Raw genomic sequence first — 19,492 nt, 5'->3', positions numbered from 1 at the left:
GCGGGGTGGCCCGTCCGGGTCGGCTCTCAGCCGACGAGGGCGGGAACTGGGAAGAAGAGGATCAGGCTACGGGCGCGTCGGCCGTAGTCGTCTCGCGCAGGGCGGCGACGATGTCGGCCAACCACTTGAGCTGGCGCACCGGCGTGCCGTCAGAATGCTTTTTGCCGGTGTCGAGGAACACGGCGAAGCGCTCGCCCGCGGCGGTCGGGACCCAGTAGGGCCGATCCTTGGCGTCGCGCCGGCCCTCCTGGAAACCGCGGTCCGCCAGCATGTTGTTGACCGCGATTGCCGAGAGGCCACCGATTTCCTTGCCGAGGTCGGTCGGGGTGAGAAGCGGGGCCTGCTGCGGCGCCAGGAGATGGGTCGCGCCCATCAGCGCCAGCGGATCGATGCCGGTGGTGGTGCGCGTCGCGCGGTTGGCCGCCAGAGCCGCCTGGTTGCGGTCGAGACCGATCAGCTCGCCGATGGAGAAGTAGGAGTGGAAGGCGGTGGCGACCCCGGGCGCATCGGACCGCTCGGCCGGCGCGTAGGTACCAGTCCTGCGGATGCTCGGCAGCACGTCGTGGAAGACCCAGCGCTGGAAGCGGGTGATGGTCTGCCGGATCTCGGCCGGAACGGCGTTCGTCGCCCGGCGCTGGATGATGGCCCGGTACAGGCCCGCCTCGCTGATGACGGCGACTTCCTGCTCTCCGCCAGGGGTGGGCACCCGGTGCCCACCCCTCTCGTCGTCATCCAGGGTGCGGGTCAGATCCTTGGCGGCAGCGTAGCCGAGGATGCCGGCGACGTCGCCAGCGATGAACCAGCTCTCGCCGTTGCGGTCGACCAAGCGCAGCGGCTTGGTCTCGAAGTCGAAGGTCGTGAGCGCTCCCATGCCTCAACCCTCCGTTTAGCGAGTGAGGGCGTGGCTGGCGCACCAGAGCGCGGCCACGGCGAGGCTAGGTATGAAGGGGACGAGGTTGGGCAGCACTGGCGACCTCCACTGCCTCGAAGAAGGTGACTACCATGCTGTACGTTTTGCACTGGATAGTCAACACGTTTCGTACAGCCGCAGCGCCTGTCCGAATTCGAAGCCTCGCGTGACCTATTCCGCACGACCGATACTCCAACGGCTTCACTCGCGGCACGCCCGATAGACCCGCAAGCATCGTCTCGTGCGACAAAATTTCATAAAACAATTAAAATCAATGCCTTAGCAGTGGTCCTGCCGAAAATATTTACGCCTGCCAAAATATTTCTCACCTGCAGGTGTTCGCGTTCCCTGCCGAAAGATGTTATGCCTGTAGCGAACGATGGTGCCGTGGTGGCGCCAAGCTTCTACAGGTCATGCTATGCTTGAAGATCTCCCGCTTGCCCCTGAAGCTGAAGAACATATCCAGCCTGTCCTCGACACTCACGCTAAGGTCATTCAGGAAGGATTTTCTCTAAGTAGGCCGCTCAAGTTTCGTTCATACGCAGTTACTAATCTTCGTGGCGGCGTCGGTAAATCCTCTATAGCATTTAATATTGCATACGAACTTTCTCGGCGTTATCGCCTATTGATTGCCGATTTGTGTCCGCAATGCAACCTAACCGAAGTTTTGCGGCGCGACAGAGAAAATAAGGTGACAATCCTCGACGCTCTACGTCCAAGACTTCTCGGTCCTGCGTTTGGTATTGAGCCTGACGAAATAGCGTATAGTGTATCACAGTCATGCGAATCTTTTATGGGCGGCAAGGGGTCATATATTATCCCCGGCGATCCTGAAATGTTTGCATTTCCATCTCAGCTATATCAGCAGCTGCAACTTGCAGCGGCAAACACAGGAAAATCAAAAATAAACTCCGTGCGGGCGCTATTGTTGAGCTTGAAGCAAATACTTGACCATCAATGCGTAAATACCGGAGCGGAGATTGTTCTTATGGACACGAGTCCGTTCTATGCAGGTGGAACACACCTAGCTTGGTGCGCGGCTGACGCTTTAATTGTCCCAATTCGTGTTGATGAACATTCCATCGAGTCCTTCAATTTATTGCTCAATATGCTCGACAATTCAAATAGAGATTTCCAGACGTGGAACGAGCGTGCTGGCGGGCTGCCCACCCCGAAGATTGCTGCAGTAGTAATGACAATGGCTGGTTCCAAGAGTCAGCAAACCGCAACTCCTGACTCGGCATCAAGGATGTATATTGAACGAGCATGTCGACTGGCGGGGAAGTACCCCCATCTATTCGCCGCCGACGATCCTCGTAAATGCTTCGTGGTGACAGATGATTTTGTGTCGGCAGGGCGCGTCAGTGGCGCGAAAAGCATTCCGATTGCTGACCTCAAAGTCGGAAGTTTTCATAAGGTCGAAGGAAAGCGTCTGCAGGTGAACTCATCCGCAGCACGTTATCAGCGCGAATTAAAATATCTAGCAAGCATTCTTTAAGATCTAGCGCCTTCGAACAAGAGCATCCGAAAGCGCTAGATCCTATCAAGTGTTTATTGGTACTGATACGCCGAACGAATTATTTGCAACGCAATAAAGGCAAATTAATCTACTGTAGAATCAATATTTTACGACAAGATACAAGATATCGCTCTTTATGATGCTGGCAGTCGCTATAATCCTTCGACGGGTTCCCAGCCTCCCGGTGGAACGATAAGATAAACTAGATGAAGACTTTTTGGTTGAATCTCAAGAATAGGTGGAATTCCCCTCGTAGCAATCTGGATCGTTTTAGCGCCATCACCCTTGAGAACCGGCAGTACCGTAAATGTGCCATCTTCCTTTTCGATGAGACACAACTTGCCTTCAGCGCTGCTAATAGTCCACGGCAGGGTTCTAAATATTATTAAACTTTTTGCCAGTAATGTCAAATCCGGTACAAATTGCGGCGTATCAATGCCAAAAAAATCACCTGACAGCTCGAAATCTAATTTTGCGCCTACATCGTATGTTTGACGATTCTTTGTTTCTTTTTTGAAATAAATTGAATTATCTTGATTTATATATCCTCTAAGCGGAATCACATTGCTTTGATCGTGTCGGCCAAATCCAAATAATATCCATGATACTGATACGTGAAACGCACGCGCGTACTTCCGCACAATCTCAGCCTTTAGACCGCGCTCTCCGTTTTCATGGCTTCGATACGTGTTCTCATTCCAGCCGAAGGCTCGAGCTGCTTCGGTTGCGGTCGAGTAGCCAGCTGCTTCGCGCACGTGAGCCAAGCGCTTGTTCGGAGTGTCGAGCGTCATGCCGCCCTTCTAACAAAACGCACTGTACGTTTCGCCTTGACCGACCACGCCACAAAACGTACAGATGGCCCATGATGACGGTCGGCGGAATTTTTGAGGCATTTGGCGGCCCCGCTCAGGTAGGGCGTGTCATCGGCGTCCCCACAGAGCATGCGGCTTCTATGCGACGTCGCGGGTCGATCCCTGTCGCCTATTGGCCGAAGCTGTTAACCGAAGCTCGCGTGAGGGGGATCGTTGCTCTCACACCCGAATTCATTGTGAGTGCGCATGCTTTTGAACAACAGAAGCGCCGACGTCACAAGACACTCCGTTTCATCGGTCAAGATGAGGCGGCGCCATGCTGATCGATGATAGTTTCGCCGGGCTGAACAATAGATCTGTCCGCCGCCCGGCGCTCGCATTTCTTAACTGCAGCGTATCGTGGTCAGGCCATGCCTCCCTTCCACGCCCTGGTCTGCTCGGTGAGCTTCGCCACGACTTCGTGCAGCAGCACCATCGCGGCTCGGATCAGATCGACCGTCGGCACGCTGTGGGCCAGCAGCCAGACCGTGATGTCGAATCCTCTGCCCTCTCGCTCGACCCGGAAGGTGATCACGTAGGTCTCCGGGCCGAAGGGGTCGTCGTCCTCGAACTCGACGCGCTGCAGTTCGATCGTGAAGTCCTGATCGGGGTCGGTCTCGCGTCCGGTCATGGCCGGCTCCTTTCATCGGGGCCGGCTGCGGGAATGGAGCGCGCTTCGCTCCCAGGGCGCGTGCCGGCGTCGGCGCTGGCGCGCCCGCTCCTTGTGTTTGCGTCTCGTCTCGGCGGCCCGCGCCGCACCCGGTCCTGCCAGGGTGGTGCGCGGCGTGGCCTCCGTCTCCGTCAACTCATCCTCGGGGCATCTCCTCATCTGGCACCTCCGTCACGACCCGGATCGTGGCGGAGGTGGATTGGGAGATGTCCCAAAAGTCTTGGGAGCAGCGCGTGACCGCGTTCCTGCTTGAGGCGGCCGAGGGCCTGCGCGAGATCGCGCAGCCGGTCGGCAACGACAGCATCAAGGTTCAGATTGGCCGCGCCGCTCGGCGGGCCGGGCTCTCGTACTGGCGGGCCTTCGACCTCTGGTACCGCAAGGCCCGGTCCGTCCAGGCCGCGGAGATCGAGGCGATCCGAGCGGCGCGTGCGGCCCGCACCCGGGAGAGATCAGATGAGTACGCCTCGTTGGCAGCAGACTTCGAAGCGCTGGCGGAACGCATGTCCCGCCTCTCTGCGGGATCGGCTGGGGCGGATGCTGCTGCGCTCCGGGCGGTGGCTGGCCGCACTCGGCGTCTGGCTGATGGAGAGTGACCCGTGACCGCTCCTGCCCCCACCCTCGCCCCTGACGCACCGGATGCCGGGTTCGCTCCGGCCCGGGGCTACCGGGAACGCCTGTTCCGGGCCTGGGTCGACGCCAAGCGGATCGCCGCCGACAGCGACGACCCGGCCGACCACGCCGCGGTCGCCGCGGCCTACACCACCTTCATGCGGGCTCACCTCGTCCGCGACGAGCGCGACCACCTAGCGCTCGAGGACGAGGTCTCTCGCCTGACAGCCGAGAACCTGCGCCTGCGCGCCGCGATCCTCGCCGCAGCGGCGGCGGTCACCATGCCGGAGGCCGCCGAGTGATGGCCGACGAGAGCGCCATCACCATCCTGGTGAGCGACCGGCCGATCTCGGGCCCGCGGCTCGACCAACTCATCCGCTGGTACGACGCCCAGGCCCGATCGGAAGAACAGCTTGCCGACGAACTCGCCGCCGGGGACCTGACTGAGGCGGCCCAGAGGAATCGTGCGCGGGCCCGTGCGCACCGTGACACGATCCTGGCGCTCTCGCTGCTGCAGCCGGCCCCCGAGCCGCCGGTCACCGAGTTCAGGGGCCACCTGACCACCAAGGAGCGGCCGAGGGCACAAGTGCGCGCGCCGCCGTGATCCCACGCGCCTAGGGCGCCACCCCGTCCCATCCACCGAAGCCTGCAACCGACCGCGCCTGCGGTTCTCGGAACGGTCTCGTCATGCCCGAACTCAAGACACAGCTTCGCGCCGACCCGAGCCTCTACGACGCCGCCGACGCGGCACTGCGCGCTCTCCGCCAAGATCTGGTTCGCCGGGCCCAGGCAGCATTCGACTACGAGATGGTGGTCGATTTCGGTGACTGCCTGCTGCGCTATGCCGGCTCCACCATCGCCAAGGCCTCGAGCACGCCGAACGCCGCCGAGCATGTCTACCGCGTGGCTGACGATCTGGTCGCCGCCTCCGTTCAGGGAGGTGAGCAGTGAGCGTCGTCGCCGCCAAATGGGCCAAGCGCCAGCGCGTGCGCACCACCTGCCGGGTCGTGCTGAACGCGCTCGCCGACTACGCGGATAAGGAGGGCCGGTGCTGGCCCTCGCAGGCTACGCTGGCCGCTGAGACCGGCCTCGCGGTTCGCACCATCCGCCTCGTCCTGGCCGAGTTGACCGCCGCCGGCGCCATCGCCCGGACGCACCGCGGCAACGGTATCGGCGGGCGCGCCTCGGACCTGATCGTTCTCAACTTGGCGGTAGAATTCGACCTCGTCACGGTGGCTGCCGATCCCGTGGAAGAGCCCGAGCCGGTCCGCCCCTCGGGCCGTGATTTACCGGCAGATGATGCCGCTAAGTCCGGGGAGAGTTACCGGCATATCAAGGACGGATTAGCGGCATCTGAAGGTAGGGTTAGCGGCACCACGTGCCGGGGAAAGAACCTACCAAGAACTACCATGAACCTTATTCCTAGCCGTGAGAAGAGGTTTCAGGATGTGGAGCAGGTAGGCGCGACCCGCCGCCCCGGACCCCCTTTCGACCCGTTTGGCGACGACGCTTTCGGCCCAAGCTCCCCCCTCGGCTTGGACAGCTCGGCCTGGGACGATCTCGACGTTGCCGCAGGGGGCGACCGATGACCCGGCAGCTTCGCCCCCATCAGGTCGCGATCATCGACCGCCTCCGCGCCTCGCTCCGCAGCGGCCGGCGCCGCCCGATGCTCCAAGCCCCGACCGGCTTCGGCAAGACCGTGGTGGCCGGCGCGATCGTCCGGGGCTCCTTGGCGAAGGGCAAGCGGATCCTGTTCGTTGTTCCTGCTTTGTCCCTCATCGATCAGACCGTCCGGTCGTTTTTCAGCGAGGGAATTCACGACGTGGGGGTGATCCAGGGCAGCCACCCGATGACGGACGCGAGCAAGCCAGTGCAGGTCGCGTCGATCCAGACCCTGCAGCGCCGGGCGATCCCGCCGTTCGACATCGTCGTGGTCGACGAGGCGCATCGCTGGTTCGAGATGCTGGGCGTGTGGATGGGCGATCCGGCTTGGCAGCGCGTGCCCTTCGTCGGTCTCTCGGCGACGCCGTGGACGAAGGGCCTGGGCAAATTCTACGACGACCTGATCCAGGTCACGACCACCAGCGAGTTGATCGAGGCCGGGTACCTCTCGCCGTTCCGGGTCTACGCGCCGTCGCACCCCGATCTTTCCGACGTCCGCACGGTCGCCGGCGATTACCACGAGGGCGACCTCGGCGAGGCGATGAATCAGGCCAGCCTCGTCGCCGACATCGTCCAGACCTGGCTCCGGCGGGGTGAGAACCGCCCGACCTTCATCTTCGCCGTCGACCGGCCGCACGCCAAGCACCTCCAGGCGCAGTTTCAGGCAGCCGGTGTAGCGACGGGCTACATCGACGCCTACACCGGCAGCGAGGAGCGAGAAGCGCTGTTCCGGCAGTTCACCCGCGGCGAGCTGAAGGCGATCGCGAGCGTCGGGTGCCTGACCACCGGCGTGGATCTGGACGTGCGCTGCATCGTGCTGGCGCGGCCGACCAAGTCCGAGATGCTGTTCGTCCAGATCATCGGGCGGGGCCTGCGGACCGCGCCGGGCAAGGCCGACTGCCTGATCCTGGACCACTCCGACACGCACCTGCGGCTCGGTTTCGTGACGGACATCCACCACGACCGGCTCGACGACGGCCGGGAGCGCCAGAAGCGCGACGCCAAGGAGCGTCCGGAGCCTCTGCCGAAGGAATGCTCGTCCTGCAGCTTCCTCAAGCCGCCCAAGGTCCATGCCTGCCCGGCCTGCGGCTTCAAGCCGGAAAAGCGGAGCGAGATCCAGTGCGAGGACGGCGAGCTCGTAGAGGTGAGGCCGTTGAAGGCGAAGGCCAAGACGCTCGAGAAGGCCGACCTGTTCGGGCAGCTCAAGCTAGTGGGGCGGCGCCGCGGGTACTCGACCGGATGGGCGGCGAACCAGTTCCGCGAACTCACCGGCGTCTGGCCCAACCACTACCGTGACGCCCCGGAGGTCGAGCCTACCCCTGAGATCCTGAGCTGGGTGAAATCGCGCGCGATCGCCTTCGCCAAGAAGCGGGAGGTCCACCATGTCCAGGCCGCTGAGTGAGCGCGCGTCCGGCCGGTGGTCCGAACTCCTCCCCCTCCTCGGCGTGGATCGGAAGTACCTCACCGCGAAGCAAGGCCCCTGCCCACTCTGCAGCGGCAAGACCCGCTTCCGTTTCGACGATGTGGAGGGGAGGGGGACCTGGATCTGCAACCATTGTGGCGCGGGTGATGGCCCGACGTTGGCGATACGGGTTCTCGGCATCACGTTCAGGGAGGTAGCCGAGCGCGTCGATGCCCTGATGGGCACGGTCCCGGCCCACCCGGTGCGCGGAAAGCGCTCTGCCGACGATTGCCGCGAGCGCCTGAACCGGCTGTGGCGATCCTCCTCGCCGGTGCAGGCCGGCGACCCCGTTGCGCGCTATCTCGCACGGCGCGTCGGCCTGTCGACCATCCCGGCTTGCCTGCGCACAGTCACACGCCTTCGCTACCAGAACGAGACGCCCTCCTGGCATCCGGCCATGCTCGCCATGGTCACCGGGCCCGACGGCGCGCCGGCCACGATCCATCGCACCTACCTGACCGAGGACGGCAGGAAGGCGCCGGTCGACGATCCGCGCCGGATGATGCCCGGCCCCATCCCGGCCGGCGCCGCCATCCGTCTCTTCGAGCCTGGCCCGGTCCTTGGGATCGCCGAGGGAATCGAGACGGCTTTGGCCGCAGCTTCCCTCTTCGGCATCCCATGCTGGGCTGCAATCAATTCCACCTTGCTCACTAAGTGGGAGCCGCCCTCAAGCGTCGAGGAAATCGTCGTGTTCGGAGATTCTGATGCCGCTTACGCTGGGCAGGCGGCATCCTATGCGCTCGCACACCGACTTTCCCGCGCGTACTCTAGCGTGAGAGTTGAAATTCCCGCTGAAATTGGTAGTGATTGGTGTGACGTTCTAACAGGCGAACTAGCTGCGGCTTGAATTTCCGCGCCATAAATTGGACTAGGAAAACATTCATGAGCGATGATAGCGCCACCCTGCCGGAATACGTTGCCCTCGCCGCTGACATCGTGTCAGCCTACGTGGCGAAGAATAGTGTGCCGGCCGGCGAACTGGGGGCGCTGATCGCCTCGACCCACGCGGCGCTTGTAAAGCTGGCGTCGCCGGCGGCTGCGGAGCCTGTGAAGCTCGAGCCTCCCGTTCCAATCAGGAAGACGGTAACGCCGGACTACCTGATTAGTCTTGAGGACGGCCGTCAGTATAAGTCGCTGAAAAGGCACCTGACGAGCCGTGGTCTCACCCCCGAGGAGTACCGCCAGAAGTGGGGCCTGCCGCGTGACTATCCGATGGTCGCCGCTAATTACGCGGCCACTCGTTCCGAGCTTGCCAAGAGCAACGGTCTCGGACAGGCCAGACGTAAAAAGCGCATCGCGTAACTACATAGATTAAGCCGCGGAAGAACGGGCCTTATCGGCGCCGCTTCCGCCCCGACCTTGACACGTACGCATGGCGCACCGGTCCGCTTGTGACCGGTGTTTCGACGACGGCAAAGCGGGCGGCGCCCAGAACCTGATCGGGGCGTGGGTGCCTCTGCCATAAGGCCCTGGCTCGTTTCAGAGCCGCCACCCGGCCTTTGCCGATGCTGCCTGCCTGTCTCGAGTTGGGAGTGTGTCATGATCAAGAAGCAGCGAGTCATTCTGCTCGGGTCCGGCCTAGCGAGTGAGACGGCCTGATGTCCCGTCGCTCAATCGCTCTTGCCCAGGCTGCTGGTGAAGCGACGGACGCGCCGGTGCTGCCGGCCGCGCCCACTCTGCGCCTTGGTGACCGCTGCCGCTGGCCGCGAGATAGCCGCCGCGAGGCCGCCATGTGCCAAGCCGCCGGCGAGCCCAACCCGGTCCGCTGGCACGCCGCCGTGACTAACCCTGGCTGCGAGATCCAGGTGCGCGACGCCATGGCCCGTAGAGGCGTGGATACGGTGCTGCCGATGCTCCGGTTCTGGCGGGTGCGGAATCGCAAGCGGATCATTGCCGAGCGCCCCCTGATGGCCCGCATCGTGGTGTTCGGGCTCGACCCCTCGTCGCAGCACGTCGCCGGCATCTACGGCCTGGAGCGTATCGTCAGGGGCGCGTCGGACCGCTGGGCGGTGCTGGACCAGGGCGAGGTGCAGGACCTGCGCCTGCGCATCCTGCGGGGCGAGTTCGACGCCACGCTGCGGCAGACGGATCCCCAACTCGAGGTGCCCCCGCTGATCCGGCACCTGGTGAAGATCGGCGCGCTGCCGTACTCGGCGACCTGCACCCACAAGGCCGCCCGGAACTTGGGATTGAAATTCAAGGACGTGGCATGATATCGGAAGAGGTCCGCGCGGTAGGCTGCTCTGCACCTGCCGTGCGTTAGCTTTGGCGTTAATGACCAGCCGGTCAGTAATTCGGCGAACCTGAACGGGAGAGCGGACGAAAGGGCCGCCCCGCGGTGAGGGGGCTCAGTTGAGCCCCACCCCCTGCCAACCCACCGGCACCACCACCACCGTCCCCGCGCCCATCACGCTGTTCAGCTGCTCGGCCATCCGATCGGCCCAGGTCCGGGTGAGGGGCTTGCTCTGCTGCTGGCGGGTCTTGGTGTTGATCAGGATGTGGGTGAGGTTGGTCTTGGTCATCTGTGTCTCTCCTCTGTCTGTGCTTATGTTGTACTTCGCGTTGCTTGCGGAATCAACAGTAAATGCGCAGACAATATGAGATTTGTTGAAGTACAGGCGAGATGACATGGCCGACATCCGCAGCACCTACATCAACGAGCGTCAGGTGCAGTGCTTCATCGATCGGCACGAGCTCGAGCGGGTGGTTCGCGAACACGCCCTCAGGCAGGCCGGGTACGATCCCGAGGCGAAGAACCTGACCGTGAAGGTGAAGTTCGAGGACCAGACCGAAGGCTCGCCCTCCTACAAGGTTGGGACCAAGGTGCGGGTCGAGATCGTCGAGGCGCTGCTGGCCGACAAGGAATGACCGTGCAGACGTCGACCGAAGGCCGAAAGCGCGGCGGTCAACCGAAGCCCGCAGAGCAGCGCAAGCGGAACAGCCTCACTTTCCGGGCGAGGGACGATCTGCGGGCGCGGCTTCAGGAGCGAGCCGATGCAGCGGGGCGATCGCTGAGCGAGCAGATCGAGCACATGCTGGAGACGGCGTTGGTGTCCGAGGGCGTGGCGACCGAGGTGGCGTCTCTCAGAGACGAGGTCAGGGCGCTTGCTGCTCGCCTGCACCCGGCCCGCTCCTGATCGTCAGGGCCCCTGGCGCCTCCGGACCTATACGGGTGGTCGGGGCCCCCAGGTTTTCTAGCGCCAGGACCTCAAAACCCGTGAACGGTGTACGGTGAACGCCCCGAGTGAACGCCCCGCCGCGACGATGACCCAGGCCGAGTTCGCCCGGCACCGCGGCGTCTCGAAGGCAATCGTCACGAAGTGGAAGGGTCAGGGCCTGCTGGCGATGGCCTCGGACGGCCAAGTCGAGGTCGAGGCCACGGAATGGAACCTCGACCAGCGCCCCGCGACCAATCGGGGCGGCACGACACACCGTCCGATCCGCGCCATCCCGCGCGCCGAGCCCGATCCGCGCGAGCGCCCGGCGCCGCGGCCGAGCAAGGCGGATCACAAGGGCGCGATCCCGCAGCCGAGCCGGGCCGAGCCGGACGGCGATGAGGAGCCCCCGGAGTTCGATCCGGAGAACCCGAACCTTTCGCTCGCCGCGGCGGCGCAGCGGAAGGAGAACCACCTCGGCCTGCTCCGCCGGCAGGAGTACCTGACCAAGCAGGGCAAGCTGGTCGACCGCGCAGAGGCCGAGGCCGCCTTCTTCGATGAGGCCCGGGCGATGCGCGACGCCTGGCTCGCCTGGCCGGCCAGGGTCGGCATCGAGATGGCGGACGCGCTGAAGGTCGATGCCCGGACGCTGACCCAGGTCCTCGCCACCTATGTCCAACAGCACCTCGCCGAGCTCGGCGAGCCCAGCGACCCCGATCTCGGCTCCCCCGAGGCCGGCTGACGTCACCAGCCTACGCCGGTCCTGGCGGCGCGGCATGACCCCGCCGCCGAACCTCGACGTGGTGCAGTGGGCGGAGCGGTACCGGAAGCTGAGCAAGGAGAGCTCGAACGGCGGCAAGTTCTTCGTGTCGCGGGTCGAGGTCGCCCGCGGCCCGATGCTCTGGGCGACCGAGCCCGGGGTCAGCAAGATCACGCTGATGGCGTGCACGCAGCTGCTCAAGACGACGCTCATCGAGAACGTCATCGGCCGCTTCGCCCACGTCGATCCCTGCCCGATGCTCGGTGTGTTCCCGAAGGACGATGCGGCCGAGACCTTCTCGAAGGACCGGCTGGCGCCGATGATCCGGGACACCAAGGTGCTGACCGACCTGTTCGGCGAGGCCAAGTCCCGGGATGCCGGCGCGACCCTGTCGCACAAGCAGTTCCCTGGCGGGCACATCACTCTGGTGGGCGCGAACAGCCCGACCAACCTCGCGATGCGGCCGATCCGGCTCCTGGTCTGCGACGAGATCGACAAGTACCCGCTATCCGCAGGCGGGGAGGGGCCGCCGATCGACCTCGCCGAGGAGCGGCAGGCCGAGTTCAAGGCGAACAGCCTGACCGTCGTGGCTTGCTCGCCGACGATCGCCGGGCGCTCGGCCATCGAGGCGAGCTACGAGGAGAGCGACCAGCGCAAGGCCTTCGTCCGCTGCCCACACCCGGGCTGCGGCGCCTGGCAGTCGCTGGAATGGGAGCGGGTCCGGTTCGAGAAGGACGAGGCCGGCAAGATCGATACCCACACGGCGCGGTACGAGTGCGAGGCCTGCGAGCGGCCGTGGACCGAGGCCCAGCGCTTGGTTGCGCTGAAGCGCATCGAGTGGCGGCAGACCCGGTCGTTCACCTGCTGCGGCGAGCCGCAGACGCCGGAACGGTGGGCGCCGCTGGCGCACGGGGTGCGGCGGGCGCTCTGCCGACACTGCAGCGCGCAGGCGGTCCCGAACGACCATGCCGGCGGCGTCGCCTCGAAGCTCTACGCGCCGAAACAGACGATCCGGGAGACGGTGACGAAGTTCGCGAGGGCGCTGCGACGCGGGCCAGAGACGTTGCGGACCTTCTTCAACACCCAGCTCGCCCGGACCTGGAAAGAGGGCGCCGACGCGCCGGACTGGCACGACGTCTACGCCCGGCGGGACACCTACCTGTCGGGCACGGTCTGCCGGGCGGCGCTGATCCTGTTCGCCGGGGTCGACGTCCAGAAGGACCGCCTCGAGGTCGGGGTCTGGGGCTTCGGGCGGAACCGGGAGCGCTGGCTGGTCGAGCACCGGGTGCTGCCCGGGCCGACGAACCGGCCGGAGGTGTGGGCCGACCTCGAGGCCATGTTCGGTGAGACCTGGCAGCACGAGGCCGGCGCCGAGATGGCGGTGCGGGACTGGGGCATCGATTCGAGCGGCTTCACCGCCGAGGTCTACGCCTTCGTCCGCTCGCAGGGCGGGCGCGGCAACGTGCACGCGGTCGACGGCCAGGACAGCTACGCGTCGGCCTTTCTCGGCGTGGGGGCGAAGGACACCACCCCCGCCGGCAAGAAGTTGCGGCGCGGGCTGAAGACGATCCGGGTGGGTGCGTCGTTCGCCAAGCAGGAGCTGATGGGCTGCCTCGCGCTGCAGCGGCCGGCCGAGGGCAACCCCTTCCCGGCCGGCTTCGTCCACCTGCCGCGCGACGTGCCCGAGGATCAGGTCAAGCAGTTGACCGCCGAGGAACTGGTGACGCACGTCACGCGCGGCCGCACCCGGCGCGAGTGGGTACCGATCGGCGGACGGCGCAACGAGGTGCTGGACTGCGCGAACTACGCCCGCGGCCTCGCCGCGATGCGCGGGTGGGACCGGTGGCGGGAACTGCACTGGCGCGACCTCGAGGCGGCGCTGGGCATCGAGCGGATCCGCCCAAGGGCCGAGGAAGCGCCACTGGCACCCGCGGTCGCCGCCGGCACCCTGGCCGCGCGGAACCTGCAACGACGCGCCGTGCGGCGCAGCCGGGTCAACAATCGGTGATGGGGCCGCAGATGTACGAGACCGACGGCCAGCGTCTGCTCAAGATGCGCGCCCAGCGGCTGAAGCTGCGCGCGGCGATGACGAGCGGCGTGCTCACCGTCGAGGGCGCCGACAACACGGGTCGCGTCACCTACCGCACCTATCCCGAGATGCGGCAGGCGCTCCGCGACCTGGATCGGGACATCGCCGATCTGGCGACGGCCATCGGCGAGGGCAGCGGCGTCCGTCGCACTCGGCAGGTCGTGATGACGGGGCGCAGCGGGTGGTGAGCGCAACGCCGCCCGTCCGGTTCCGGGTCAAAGGCACCGGCCAGTACGTCGCGCCGATCGCCATGGATCTCGATGGCGAGCCGGCCGGCACGCTCGAGGCCCCGGCCTACGACGTTGCGGGCGGGCGCGGCCGTCGCTCCCGCGCCTGGCGGGTCGGCAGCTACGGCCCGAACAGCGCGATCACCTACGCGCTCGACGAGTTGCGCCGGAAGAGCCGCGATCAGACCCGACGCAACCCCTACGCCGGCGCCGCCGTCGATCGGCTGGTGAGCAACATCGTCGGCACCGGCATCATGCCGCGCTCCACCGCGGCGCGCTCGACCGAGGGCCTGTCCAAGGCCGAGGCCCGCCGGATCAAGAAGGAGGACGCCGCGTTCCGGGCTGGCCTGCAGGCCCTGTTCCTGGCCTGGACCGACGAGGCCGACAGCATCGGCGCGCACGACTTCTACGGCCTGCAGGCTATCGCGGTGCGCGGCATGGTCGAGGGCGGCGAGAGCTTCACCCGCCTGCGCACCCGGCTGCTCTCGGATGGGCTGTCGGTGCCGTTGCAGCTGCAGGTCCTCGAGGGAGACCACTGCCCGCACCTCAAGACCGAGCCCGGCAGCAACATCCGCCAGGGCATCCGCTACAACGCGATCGGGCGCCGCCAGAGCTACTTCCTCTACCGGGAGCATCCCGGCGACGGCGTCATGGCGCCGGCTGGCCTCGAGCTCGCCGAGGTGCCGGCGACCGACGTGGCGCACCTCTACCGGGCGATGCGCCCCGGGCAGGACCGCGGCGAACCCTGGCTCGCCCGGGCGCTGCGCACGCTCTACGACCTCGACGGCTACCTGGACGCCGAGCTCGTCCGCAAGAAGAACGCAGCGCGCCTCGTCGGCTTCATCAAGCGCGTCATGGACGAGGGAGCGGACAGCCCGGCCGGCTCCGGGCCGCTCGGCACGGACGGCGCCGATGATGATGGCGCCGTGTCGCTGGAGTTCGAGCCCGGCACCCTTCAGGTGTTGGCCGATGGCGAGGAGGTGCAGTTCTCCGACCCGAAGGACGTCGGGCCGAACTTCGACATGTTCGTCCGCGAGGCCAAGCGGCAGATCGCGGCGGCCTGCGGGCTGCTCTACGAGATCCTGAGCGGCGACTACAGCACCCTCGACGATCGCACGCTGCGTGCCGCCCTCAACGATTTTCGCCGCGGCGTCGAGGCGCTGCAGCACCATCAGGTCGTGTTCCAGTTCTGCCGCCCGATCTGGCGCCGGTGGATCGACCTCGCTCTGCTCTCGGGCGCGCTGAAGCTCCCGCCCGGCATGCCCCGCGCCGCGGCCTATGCCGCGAACTGGGTGCCGCAGGCCTGGCCGTACATCCACCCGGTGCAGGACGTCGAGGGCAAGACGAAGGAGATCCAGTCGGGTCTCTCGTCGCGCGCCCGCAAGGTCGCCGAGGGCGGCTTCGACGCCGAGACCATCGACGCCGAGAACCAGGCGGACAACGAGCGGGCCGACGAGATGGGGCTCGCCTACACCAGCGACGGGCGGAAGGCGGTGGACATCGCGCCGGCCGGTGAGGCGCCGCCGCCGGCCGACCCCGTGCCGCAGCCCAAGACCACGCCCAAGCCCACAACCTGACAGGATCCGACATGGCCGTGCTGGTCAACGGGAACGAGATCGTGCTCTCCGGCACGGTCGGCGACCTCTATTGGGACGAGTGCTTCACCGCGTCTGACGTCATCGTGGCCCTGGCACAGGTCGGGCGCGGCGCGGACGTCACGATCCGCCTGAACAGCGGCGGCGGAATCGCCACCGAGGGCGCGGCGATCCACTCCGCGCTCGCCGCGCACACCGGCCGCAAGACGATCGTCGTGGAGGGCATCGCGGCCTCGGCGGCCTCCGTCATCGCGATGGCCGGCGACGAGATCGTCATGGCGCTCGGCGCCCTGATGATGGTGCACGATCCCTCCGGCTTCACCTTCGGCACCGTGTCGGATCACGAGGCCTCGGTGCGCAGCCTGACCGCGCTCGCGACCGCGATGGCCGGCATCTACGCCGACCGCACCGGGCACACTGCCGAGGAAGCCCGCGCGGACATGCGGGCCGAGATCTGGATGACCCCCGAGGAGGCGGTCGAGCGCGGCTATGCGGACCGCGTCCAGGCCAAGGCCGCCAACGACGACGCCGCGCCGGCCGAGCCGACCGCCTTCGACTACCGCCTCTTCACCCATCCGCCGGAGCGCCTTGTCGCCCTGGCCGATCAGCGCGCGTGGACGAACCGTGCCCGTGCGACCGCCGCGGCGCCCGCCGCCCCACCCCGCCAGAAGGAGAAGCTGATGGCGACCGAGAAGGCGGGCAACGAGCCCGCTCCCACCACCAAGCCGGCGCCTCAGCCGACGCCCGCCCCGACCGCCACCGTCGCCCGCTCCGACGCCGCGGAGATCGCCAAGCTATGCGTCGATGGCGGTGTCCCGGCCATGGCATCGACCCTCCTCGCCGAGGGCGTGACGATCGACCAGGCGAAGGCCCGGATCGGCGCCGCCGGCGAGATCAAGAACCTCGTCGCGCTCGCCCGCCGCAAGGATCCGACCCTGCCGGCCGACCTCGACGCCACCATGCTCGCCGAGGGCAAGACCGTGGAGCAGGCCCGGGCCGCGCTCTTCGACAGGCTGGTGGCGGCCGAGGAGAAGACCTCGATCTCGTCCCACCCGCCGGCGCCCCAGGGCAACGCCGGTCTCGCCGCCTCCGCCAGCAGCATGGAGCGCGAGCTCGCCCGTGCCGGCCTGAAGAAGAAGGACGCCTGATCCATGGCCCTCCTCGAGACCGCAATCGTCGCCTCCGACTGGCTGAAGTCGGAGGACGGCTCCTACCGCAGCCGCGACACGGCGATCATCGCCTCGGGCTCCGGCAAGCTCGTCTCCGGCGCCGTCCTCGCCAAGGTCACGGCCACCGGCAAGTACGTGCCGGCCGCGGCCTCCGGCGCCGACGGCTCGCAGACCGCCGTGGCGGTGCTGCTCTTCCCGGTCGACGCGACGAGCGCCGACGCCAAGGCGGTGATCGTGTCCCGGCACGCCGTCGCGAGCCACGCCGGCCTCACCTACGGGGCCACCATCAACGATGCCACGAAGCGCGCGGCGGCGAACGCCCAGCTCGCCGCGGTCGGCATCATCGTCCGCCAGGGGGCCTGATACGCGATGCCCGAGATCCTCGACATCTTCAACCAGGACGCCTTCTCGGCGTCCGCCCTCACCGGCAACATCACGCTGGTGCCGAACGCCTACGGGCGCATCAACGCGCTCGGCCTGTTCCGGCCCGAGCCGATCGCCACCACCACGGTGACGGTGATCCTCGAGAACGGCGTGCTCAACCTGCTGCCGACCCGGCCGCGCGGCGCCCCGGCGACCCTCGGCACCCGTGGCCGGCAGCGGCCGAAGGCGTTCCCCGTGCCGCACATCCCGCACGAGGACAGCGTCCTGGCGACCGACGTCCAGAACATGCTGGCGCTCACGCCGACCGGCATCGCGGGCCTGGAAACCGTGCTGGGCTTCCTGAACCGGAAGCTGATCGTGATGCGCAACAAGCACGCGATCACGCTGGAGAAGCTGCGGATGGATGCGCTGAAGGGCGTGATCCGCGACTACGACGGCTCGGTCATCCTCGACCTGTTCGCCGCCTTCGGCGTGACGCAGCAGGTGGTGGACTTCGCCCTCGGCACCGCCTCCACCGACGTGCTCGGCAAGTGCCAGGACGTCACCGGCTACATGGAGGACAACCTCCTCGGCGAGACCATGACCGGCGTGCACGCGCTCGCGTCGCCCGAGTGGTTCCGCAAATTCACCACGCACGCCAGCGTGAAGGAGGCCTTCAAGTACTACCAGTCGGGGCCGCAGATCCTGCGCGAGGACGTCCGCAAGGGCTTCACCTTCGGCGGGATCACCTTCGAGGAGTACCGCGGCTCGGCCTCCTACGTGCAGGAGGACGGGACCACCAGCGTGCCGGAGCGGTTCATCCCGGCCGGCGACGTGCGGTTCTTCCCGCTCGGCACCACGGACACCTTCACGAACTACTGGGCGCCGCCCGACTTCTGGTCGGCGGTGAACCAGGCGCCGGCGATCGGCGACGCCGAGGTGTTCGTGGCCCCGCTCGAGCCGAAGAAGTTCGGCAAGGGCATGGACATCCACACCGAGTCCAACCCGCTCCCGCTCGTGAAGCGCCCGGCGCTGCTGGTGCGCGGCTTCACCTCGAACTGAGGCGGGGCATGCGGCCCATCCGCATGCTCGTCGCAGACGAGGTCGATCCCTATCCGCCCGGGATCCTGGGCGGCCCTATCGTTCTGACGCCTGCGCAGCAGGCCTTCATCGAGAGGAGACGCGCCATGCGGCTGCGCGAGAAGGGCAAGACCGACGGCGAGCCCGTCACCATGGGCTGGGACGAGGCGCAGGCGGCCCTCGCCGCCGGCACCCACGAGGTCGCCGAGGGCTCGGATACCGGCGGCGGCGATGCTCCGGCGGCCGAGAATGAGGCCGGCGCGGGCGCCGATCAGGGCAAGCAGGTCGGCGACACCACGAAGGCCAAGACCGAGGCCGACAAGGGGCAGCGCGCCGCCCGATGAGCGTCCTATCGATGGCGGTGGACGCCCTCTTCGATGACCCGAACCTCAGCCGCGACGCCGTGTGGCGGGCGAACGGTGCCGGCGATGGCCTGCCCGTCCGCATCCGCCGGCGCTCGCCGGAGGCGGTCATCGGGGTGGGCGACAACCGCTTCGACCTCGACGCCATGCTGATCGATGTCCGCCTGTCCGAGGTGCCCAACCCAGCCAAGGGCGACACCTTCGAGGTGGAGGCGGAGGACGGCGAGCCCGGCGGCCTGTTCGAGGTCATCGGGCTCGCCACGATCGACAGCCACCGCCTGGTGCGCACCTGCGAGGTGGCGGCGATCGCCGAGGACGATCCGGAGGACGAGGAGCCGTGAGGCTCACCGCCCGGGCACCTGACATCCGCAGCGCGCTCACCGGCACCGAGGTGCAGATCGCGCGCTCGGTCACCGCCGGCATGCGCGAGGTCACCGACGGGCTGAAGGATGACCTGCGCGCCGAGGTGCGCGAAGCCGGTCTGGGGCCGCGCCTCGCCAACACCTGGCGCGGCCAGACCTTCCCCAAGGCCGGCGAGAGCGCGGACGCGGCGGCCTACGTCTCGTCGAATGCCCCGAAGCTGATCGACGCCTTCGACCGCGGCGTGACGATCAAGGCCAAGGGCGGCCAGTACCTCGCGATTCCGACGCCCGATGCGGGTGTCCGGCATCTGTCCAAGCGCCGAACGAAGGGATCGACCGACAACACCCTGTCGCCCTCGTCGTGGGAGCGGGAGACCGGCGTGAAGCTGCGCTTCATCCCGACTCGCAGCGGCGGCGTGCTGGTCGCCGATGCCTTTTACCGGCGCCAGGCCGCCCGCTACCAGGGGCGCAAGAGCTTCCGCCCGATCCGCGAGGCCGGCCCCGAGAAGGGGCGCCGGTTCGTCGTGATCTTCGTCCTGGTGCGCCAGGCGAAGCTCCGCAAGCGGCTCGACATCGACACTACGGCGCGGGCCTGGGCCGAGCGCGTGCCCGCCGCCATCGCGGCCAACTGGCAGGCCTGAGCGCCC

26 protein-coding genes are annotated in these 19,492 nt (G+C 66.7%); 22 read left to right on the top strand and 4 right to left on the bottom strand.

Annotated features, from left to right (window positions below):
- Positions 1-61: 61 nt before the first annotated feature.
- Positions 62-871, bottom strand: coding sequence for a BRO-N domain-containing protein (locus BM430_RS35070; RefSeq protein ID WP_210188453.1), 810 nt, complete (start codon positions 869-871; stop codon positions 62-64).
- Positions 872-1,328: 457 nt separating this feature from the next.
- Between BM430_RS35070 and BM430_RS21560 the strand changes: the two genes are divergently transcribed.
- Positions 1,329-2,408 (top strand): ParA family protein, encoded by a 1,080-nt coding sequence (locus BM430_RS21560; protein ID WP_093569299.1) that lies wholly within the window; start codon positions 1,329-1,331, stop codon positions 2,406-2,408.
- 173 nt (positions 2,409-2,581) lie between these two features.
- On the opposite strand, the gene BM430_RS21555 is transcribed toward BM430_RS21560, so the two are convergent.
- Positions 2,582-3,220 (bottom strand): helix-turn-helix domain-containing protein, encoded by a 639-nt coding sequence (locus BM430_RS21555; protein WP_093569298.1) that lies wholly within the window; start codon positions 3,218-3,220, stop codon positions 2,582-2,584.
- 424 nt (positions 3,221-3,644) lie between these two features.
- Positions 3,645-3,911 (bottom strand): hypothetical protein, encoded by a 267-nt coding sequence (locus tag BM430_RS21550; protein WP_093569297.1) that lies wholly within the window; start codon positions 3,909-3,911, stop codon positions 3,645-3,647.
- 272 nt (positions 3,912-4,183) lie between these two features.
- Between BM430_RS21550 and BM430_RS21545 the strand changes: the two genes are divergently transcribed.
- The 9 genes from BM430_RS21545 to BM430_RS34160 all read left to right on the top strand — a co-directional run bounded on the left by BM430_RS21545 (position 4,184) and on the right by BM430_RS34160 (position 9,896).
- Positions 4,184-4,543 (top strand): hypothetical protein, encoded by a 360-nt coding sequence (locus BM430_RS21545; protein ID WP_143132097.1) that lies wholly within the window; start codon positions 4,184-4,186, stop codon positions 4,541-4,543.
- Positions 4,544-4,546: 3 nt separating this feature from the next.
- Complete coding sequence (locus BM430_RS21540) at positions 4,547-4,861, top strand: DUF837 domain-containing protein (RefSeq protein WP_093569295.1); 315 nt, start codon at positions 4,547-4,549, stop codon at positions 4,859-4,861.
- Positions 4,861-5,163, top strand: coding sequence for a hypothetical protein (locus tag BM430_RS21535; protein ID WP_093569294.1), 303 nt, complete (start codon positions 4,861-4,863; stop codon positions 5,161-5,163). The genes BM430_RS21540 and BM430_RS21535 overlap by 1 nt, the downstream gene beginning before the upstream one ends.
- 83 nt (positions 5,164-5,246) lie before the next feature.
- On the top strand, positions 5,247-5,510 hold the full coding sequence (locus BM430_RS21530) for a hypothetical protein (RefSeq protein ID WP_093569293.1): 264 nt from the start codon (positions 5,247-5,249) through the stop codon (positions 5,508-5,510).
- Entirely contained in the window at positions 5,507-6,148 is a 642-nt protein-coding gene (locus BM430_RS21525; RefSeq protein ID WP_093569292.1) for a helix-turn-helix domain-containing protein, read from the top strand. Before BM430_RS21530 ends, BM430_RS21525 begins: the two co-directional genes overlap by 4 nt.
- Positions 6,145-7,623, top strand: a complete 1,479-nt coding sequence (locus tag BM430_RS21520; RefSeq protein WP_093569291.1) for a DEAD/DEAH box helicase — start codon at positions 6,145-6,147, stop codon at positions 7,621-7,623. Before BM430_RS21525 ends, BM430_RS21520 begins: the two co-directional genes overlap by 4 nt.
- Positions 7,604-8,530, top strand: a complete 927-nt coding sequence (locus tag BM430_RS21515) for a DUF7146 domain-containing protein (protein WP_093569290.1) — start codon at positions 7,604-7,606, stop codon at positions 8,528-8,530. The genes BM430_RS21520 and BM430_RS21515 overlap by 20 nt, the downstream gene beginning before the upstream one ends.
- A gap of 35 nt (positions 8,531-8,565) precedes the next feature.
- Positions 8,566-8,985: a Ros/MucR family transcriptional regulator gene (locus BM430_RS21510; RefSeq protein ID WP_093569289.1), complete on the top strand. Its 420-nt coding sequence runs from the start codon at positions 8,566-8,568 to the stop codon at positions 8,983-8,985.
- 428 nt (positions 8,986-9,413) lie between these two features.
- Positions 9,414-9,896 carry a transcription termination/antitermination NusG family protein gene (locus BM430_RS34160; protein WP_177303133.1) on the top strand — a complete coding sequence of 161 codons (483 nt, stop codon included), beginning with the start codon at positions 9,414-9,416 and terminating at the stop codon, positions 9,894-9,896.
- A gap of 135 nt (positions 9,897-10,031) precedes the next feature.
- Here the strand turns inward: BM430_RS34160 and BM430_RS34835 are convergent, their stop codons facing one another.
- Positions 10,032-10,205 (bottom strand): hypothetical protein, encoded by a 174-nt coding sequence (locus BM430_RS34835; RefSeq protein WP_177303132.1) that lies wholly within the window; start codon positions 10,203-10,205, stop codon positions 10,032-10,034.
- Between the two features lie 106 nt (positions 10,206-10,311).
- Here BM430_RS34835 and BM430_RS21500 point away from each other — a divergent pair, with 106 nt between their 5' ends.
- From BM430_RS21500 to BM430_RS21445, 12 genes are all read left to right on the top strand, one after another.
- A complete protein-coding gene (locus BM430_RS21500) occupies positions 10,312-10,551 on the top strand; it encodes a hypothetical protein (protein ID WP_093569287.1) in 240 nt (79 codons plus the stop codon).
- Positions 10,548-10,820 carry a hypothetical protein gene (locus tag BM430_RS21495; protein ID WP_093569286.1) on the top strand — a complete coding sequence of 91 codons (273 nt, stop codon included), beginning with the start codon at positions 10,548-10,550 and terminating at the stop codon, positions 10,818-10,820. Before BM430_RS21500 ends, BM430_RS21495 begins: the two co-directional genes overlap by 4 nt.
- Positions 10,821-10,914: 94 nt before the next feature.
- On the top strand, positions 10,915-11,580 hold the full coding sequence (locus tag BM430_RS21490) for a hypothetical protein (RefSeq protein ID WP_348273091.1): 666 nt from the start codon (positions 10,915-10,917) through the stop codon (positions 11,578-11,580).
- Positions 11,581-11,614: 34 nt separating this feature from the next.
- Positions 11,615-13,606 carry a phage terminase large subunit family protein gene (locus tag BM430_RS21485; RefSeq protein WP_244539606.1) on the top strand — a complete coding sequence of 664 codons (1,992 nt, stop codon included), beginning with the start codon at positions 11,615-11,617 and terminating at the stop codon, positions 13,604-13,606.
- Between the two features lie 11 nt (positions 13,607-13,617).
- Positions 13,618-13,875, top strand: a complete 258-nt coding sequence (locus BM430_RS21480) for a phage head-tail joining protein (protein ID WP_093569355.1) — start codon at positions 13,618-13,620, stop codon at positions 13,873-13,875.
- Between the two features lie 62 nt (positions 13,876-13,937).
- Complete coding sequence (locus tag BM430_RS21475) at positions 13,938-15,491, top strand: phage portal protein (protein WP_093569354.1); 1,554 nt, start codon at positions 13,938-13,940, stop codon at positions 15,489-15,491.
- A gap of 11 nt (positions 15,492-15,502) precedes the next feature.
- The gene (locus BM430_RS21470; RefSeq protein ID WP_093569283.1) at positions 15,503-16,657 is read left to right on the top strand and encodes a head maturation protease, ClpP-related; all 1,155 of its coding nucleotides are present in this window, start codon (positions 15,503-15,505) and stop codon (positions 16,655-16,657) included.
- 3 nt (positions 16,658-16,660) lie between these two features.
- Positions 16,661-17,041, top strand: a complete 381-nt coding sequence (locus BM430_RS21465) for a head decoration protein (RefSeq protein ID WP_093569282.1) — start codon at positions 16,661-16,663, stop codon at positions 17,039-17,041.
- A 6-nt stretch (positions 17,042-17,047) separates the two neighbouring features.
- A complete protein-coding gene (locus tag BM430_RS21460) occupies positions 17,048-18,103 on the top strand; it encodes a major capsid protein (RefSeq protein WP_093569281.1) in 1,056 nt (351 codons plus the stop codon).
- Positions 18,104-18,111: 8 nt separating this feature from the next.
- Positions 18,112-18,465 (top strand): hypothetical protein, encoded by a 354-nt coding sequence (locus BM430_RS21455; protein WP_093569280.1) that lies wholly within the window; start codon positions 18,112-18,114, stop codon positions 18,463-18,465.
- A gap of 11 nt (positions 18,466-18,476) precedes the next feature.
- Positions 18,477-18,824 (top strand): head-tail joining protein, encoded by a 348-nt coding sequence (locus BM430_RS21450; RefSeq protein ID WP_244539605.1) that lies wholly within the window; start codon positions 18,477-18,479, stop codon positions 18,822-18,824.
- On the top strand, positions 18,821-19,486 hold the full coding sequence (locus BM430_RS21445) for a DUF6441 family protein (protein WP_093569278.1): 666 nt from the start codon (positions 18,821-18,823) through the stop codon (positions 19,484-19,486). Before BM430_RS21450 ends, BM430_RS21445 begins: the two co-directional genes overlap by 4 nt.
- Positions 19,487-19,492 lie beyond the last annotated feature (6 nt).

It is taken from the genome of Methylobacterium sp. 174MFSha1.1, assembly GCF_900116815.1.
GTDB lineage: Bacteria > Pseudomonadota > Alphaproteobacteria > Rhizobiales > Beijerinckiaceae > Methylobacterium.
Note: the sequence above shows the minus strand (reverse complement) of the source record. Positions and strands in the feature narration are given on the sequence as shown.

Coding starts and splice junctions, on each gene's coding strand:
- BM430_RS35070 (WP_210188453.1), bottom strand. CDS start 871: ATGGGAGCGCTCACGACCTTCGACTTCGAGACCAAGCCGCTGCGCTTG.
- BM430_RS21455 (WP_093569280.1), top strand. CDS start 18,112: ATGCGGCCCATCCGCATGCTCGTCGCAGACGAGGTCGATCCCTATCCG.
- BM430_RS21495 (WP_093569286.1), top strand. CDS start 10,548: ATGACCGTGCAGACGTCGACCGAAGGCCGAAAGCGCGGCGGTCAACCG.
- BM430_RS21465 (WP_093569282.1), top strand. CDS start 16,661: ATGGCCCTCCTCGAGACCGCAATCGTCGCCTCCGACTGGCTGAAGTCG.
- BM430_RS21510 (WP_093569289.1), top strand. CDS start 8,566: ATGAGCGATGATAGCGCCACCCTGCCGGAATACGTTGCCCTCGCCGCT.
- BM430_RS34835 (WP_177303132.1), bottom strand. CDS start 10,205: ATGACCAAGACCAACCTCACCCACATCCTGATCAACACCAAGACCCGC.
- BM430_RS21485 (WP_244539606.1), top strand. CDS start 11,615: ATGACCCCGCCGCCGAACCTCGACGTGGTGCAGTGGGCGGAGCGGTAC.
- BM430_RS21520 (WP_093569291.1), top strand. CDS start 6,145: ATGACCCGGCAGCTTCGCCCCCATCAGGTCGCGATCATCGACCGCCTC.
- BM430_RS21500 (WP_093569287.1), top strand. CDS start 10,312: ATGGCCGACATCCGCAGCACCTACATCAACGAGCGTCAGGTGCAGTGC.
- BM430_RS21480 (WP_093569355.1), top strand. CDS start 13,618: ATGTACGAGACCGACGGCCAGCGTCTGCTCAAGATGCGCGCCCAGCGG.
- BM430_RS21530 (WP_093569293.1), top strand. CDS start 5,247: ATGCCCGAACTCAAGACACAGCTTCGCGCCGACCCGAGCCTCTACGAC.
- BM430_RS21550 (WP_093569297.1), bottom strand. CDS start 3,911: ATGACCGGACGCGAGACCGACCCCGATCAGGACTTCACGATCGAACTG.
- BM430_RS21470 (WP_093569283.1), top strand. CDS start 15,503: ATGGCCGTGCTGGTCAACGGGAACGAGATCGTGCTCTCCGGCACGGTC.
- BM430_RS21450 (WP_244539605.1), top strand. CDS start 18,477: ATGGCGGTGGACGCCCTCTTCGATGACCCGAACCTCAGCCGCGACGCC.
- BM430_RS21560 (WP_093569299.1), top strand. CDS start 1,329: ATGCTTGAAGATCTCCCGCTTGCCCCTGAAGCTGAAGAACATATCCAG.
- BM430_RS21475 (WP_093569354.1), top strand. CDS start 13,938: ATGGATCTCGATGGCGAGCCGGCCGGCACGCTCGAGGCCCCGGCCTAC.
- BM430_RS34160 (WP_177303133.1), top strand. CDS start 9,414: ATGTGCCAAGCCGCCGGCGAGCCCAACCCGGTCCGCTGGCACGCCGCC.
- BM430_RS21460 (WP_093569281.1), top strand. CDS start 17,048: ATGCCCGAGATCCTCGACATCTTCAACCAGGACGCCTTCTCGGCGTCC.
- BM430_RS21535 (WP_093569294.1), top strand. CDS start 4,861: ATGGCCGACGAGAGCGCCATCACCATCCTGGTGAGCGACCGGCCGATC.
- BM430_RS21515 (WP_093569290.1), top strand. CDS start 7,604: ATGTCCAGGCCGCTGAGTGAGCGCGCGTCCGGCCGGTGGTCCGAACTC.
- BM430_RS21555 (WP_093569298.1), bottom strand. CDS start 3,220: ATGACGCTCGACACTCCGAACAAGCGCTTGGCTCACGTGCGCGAAGCA.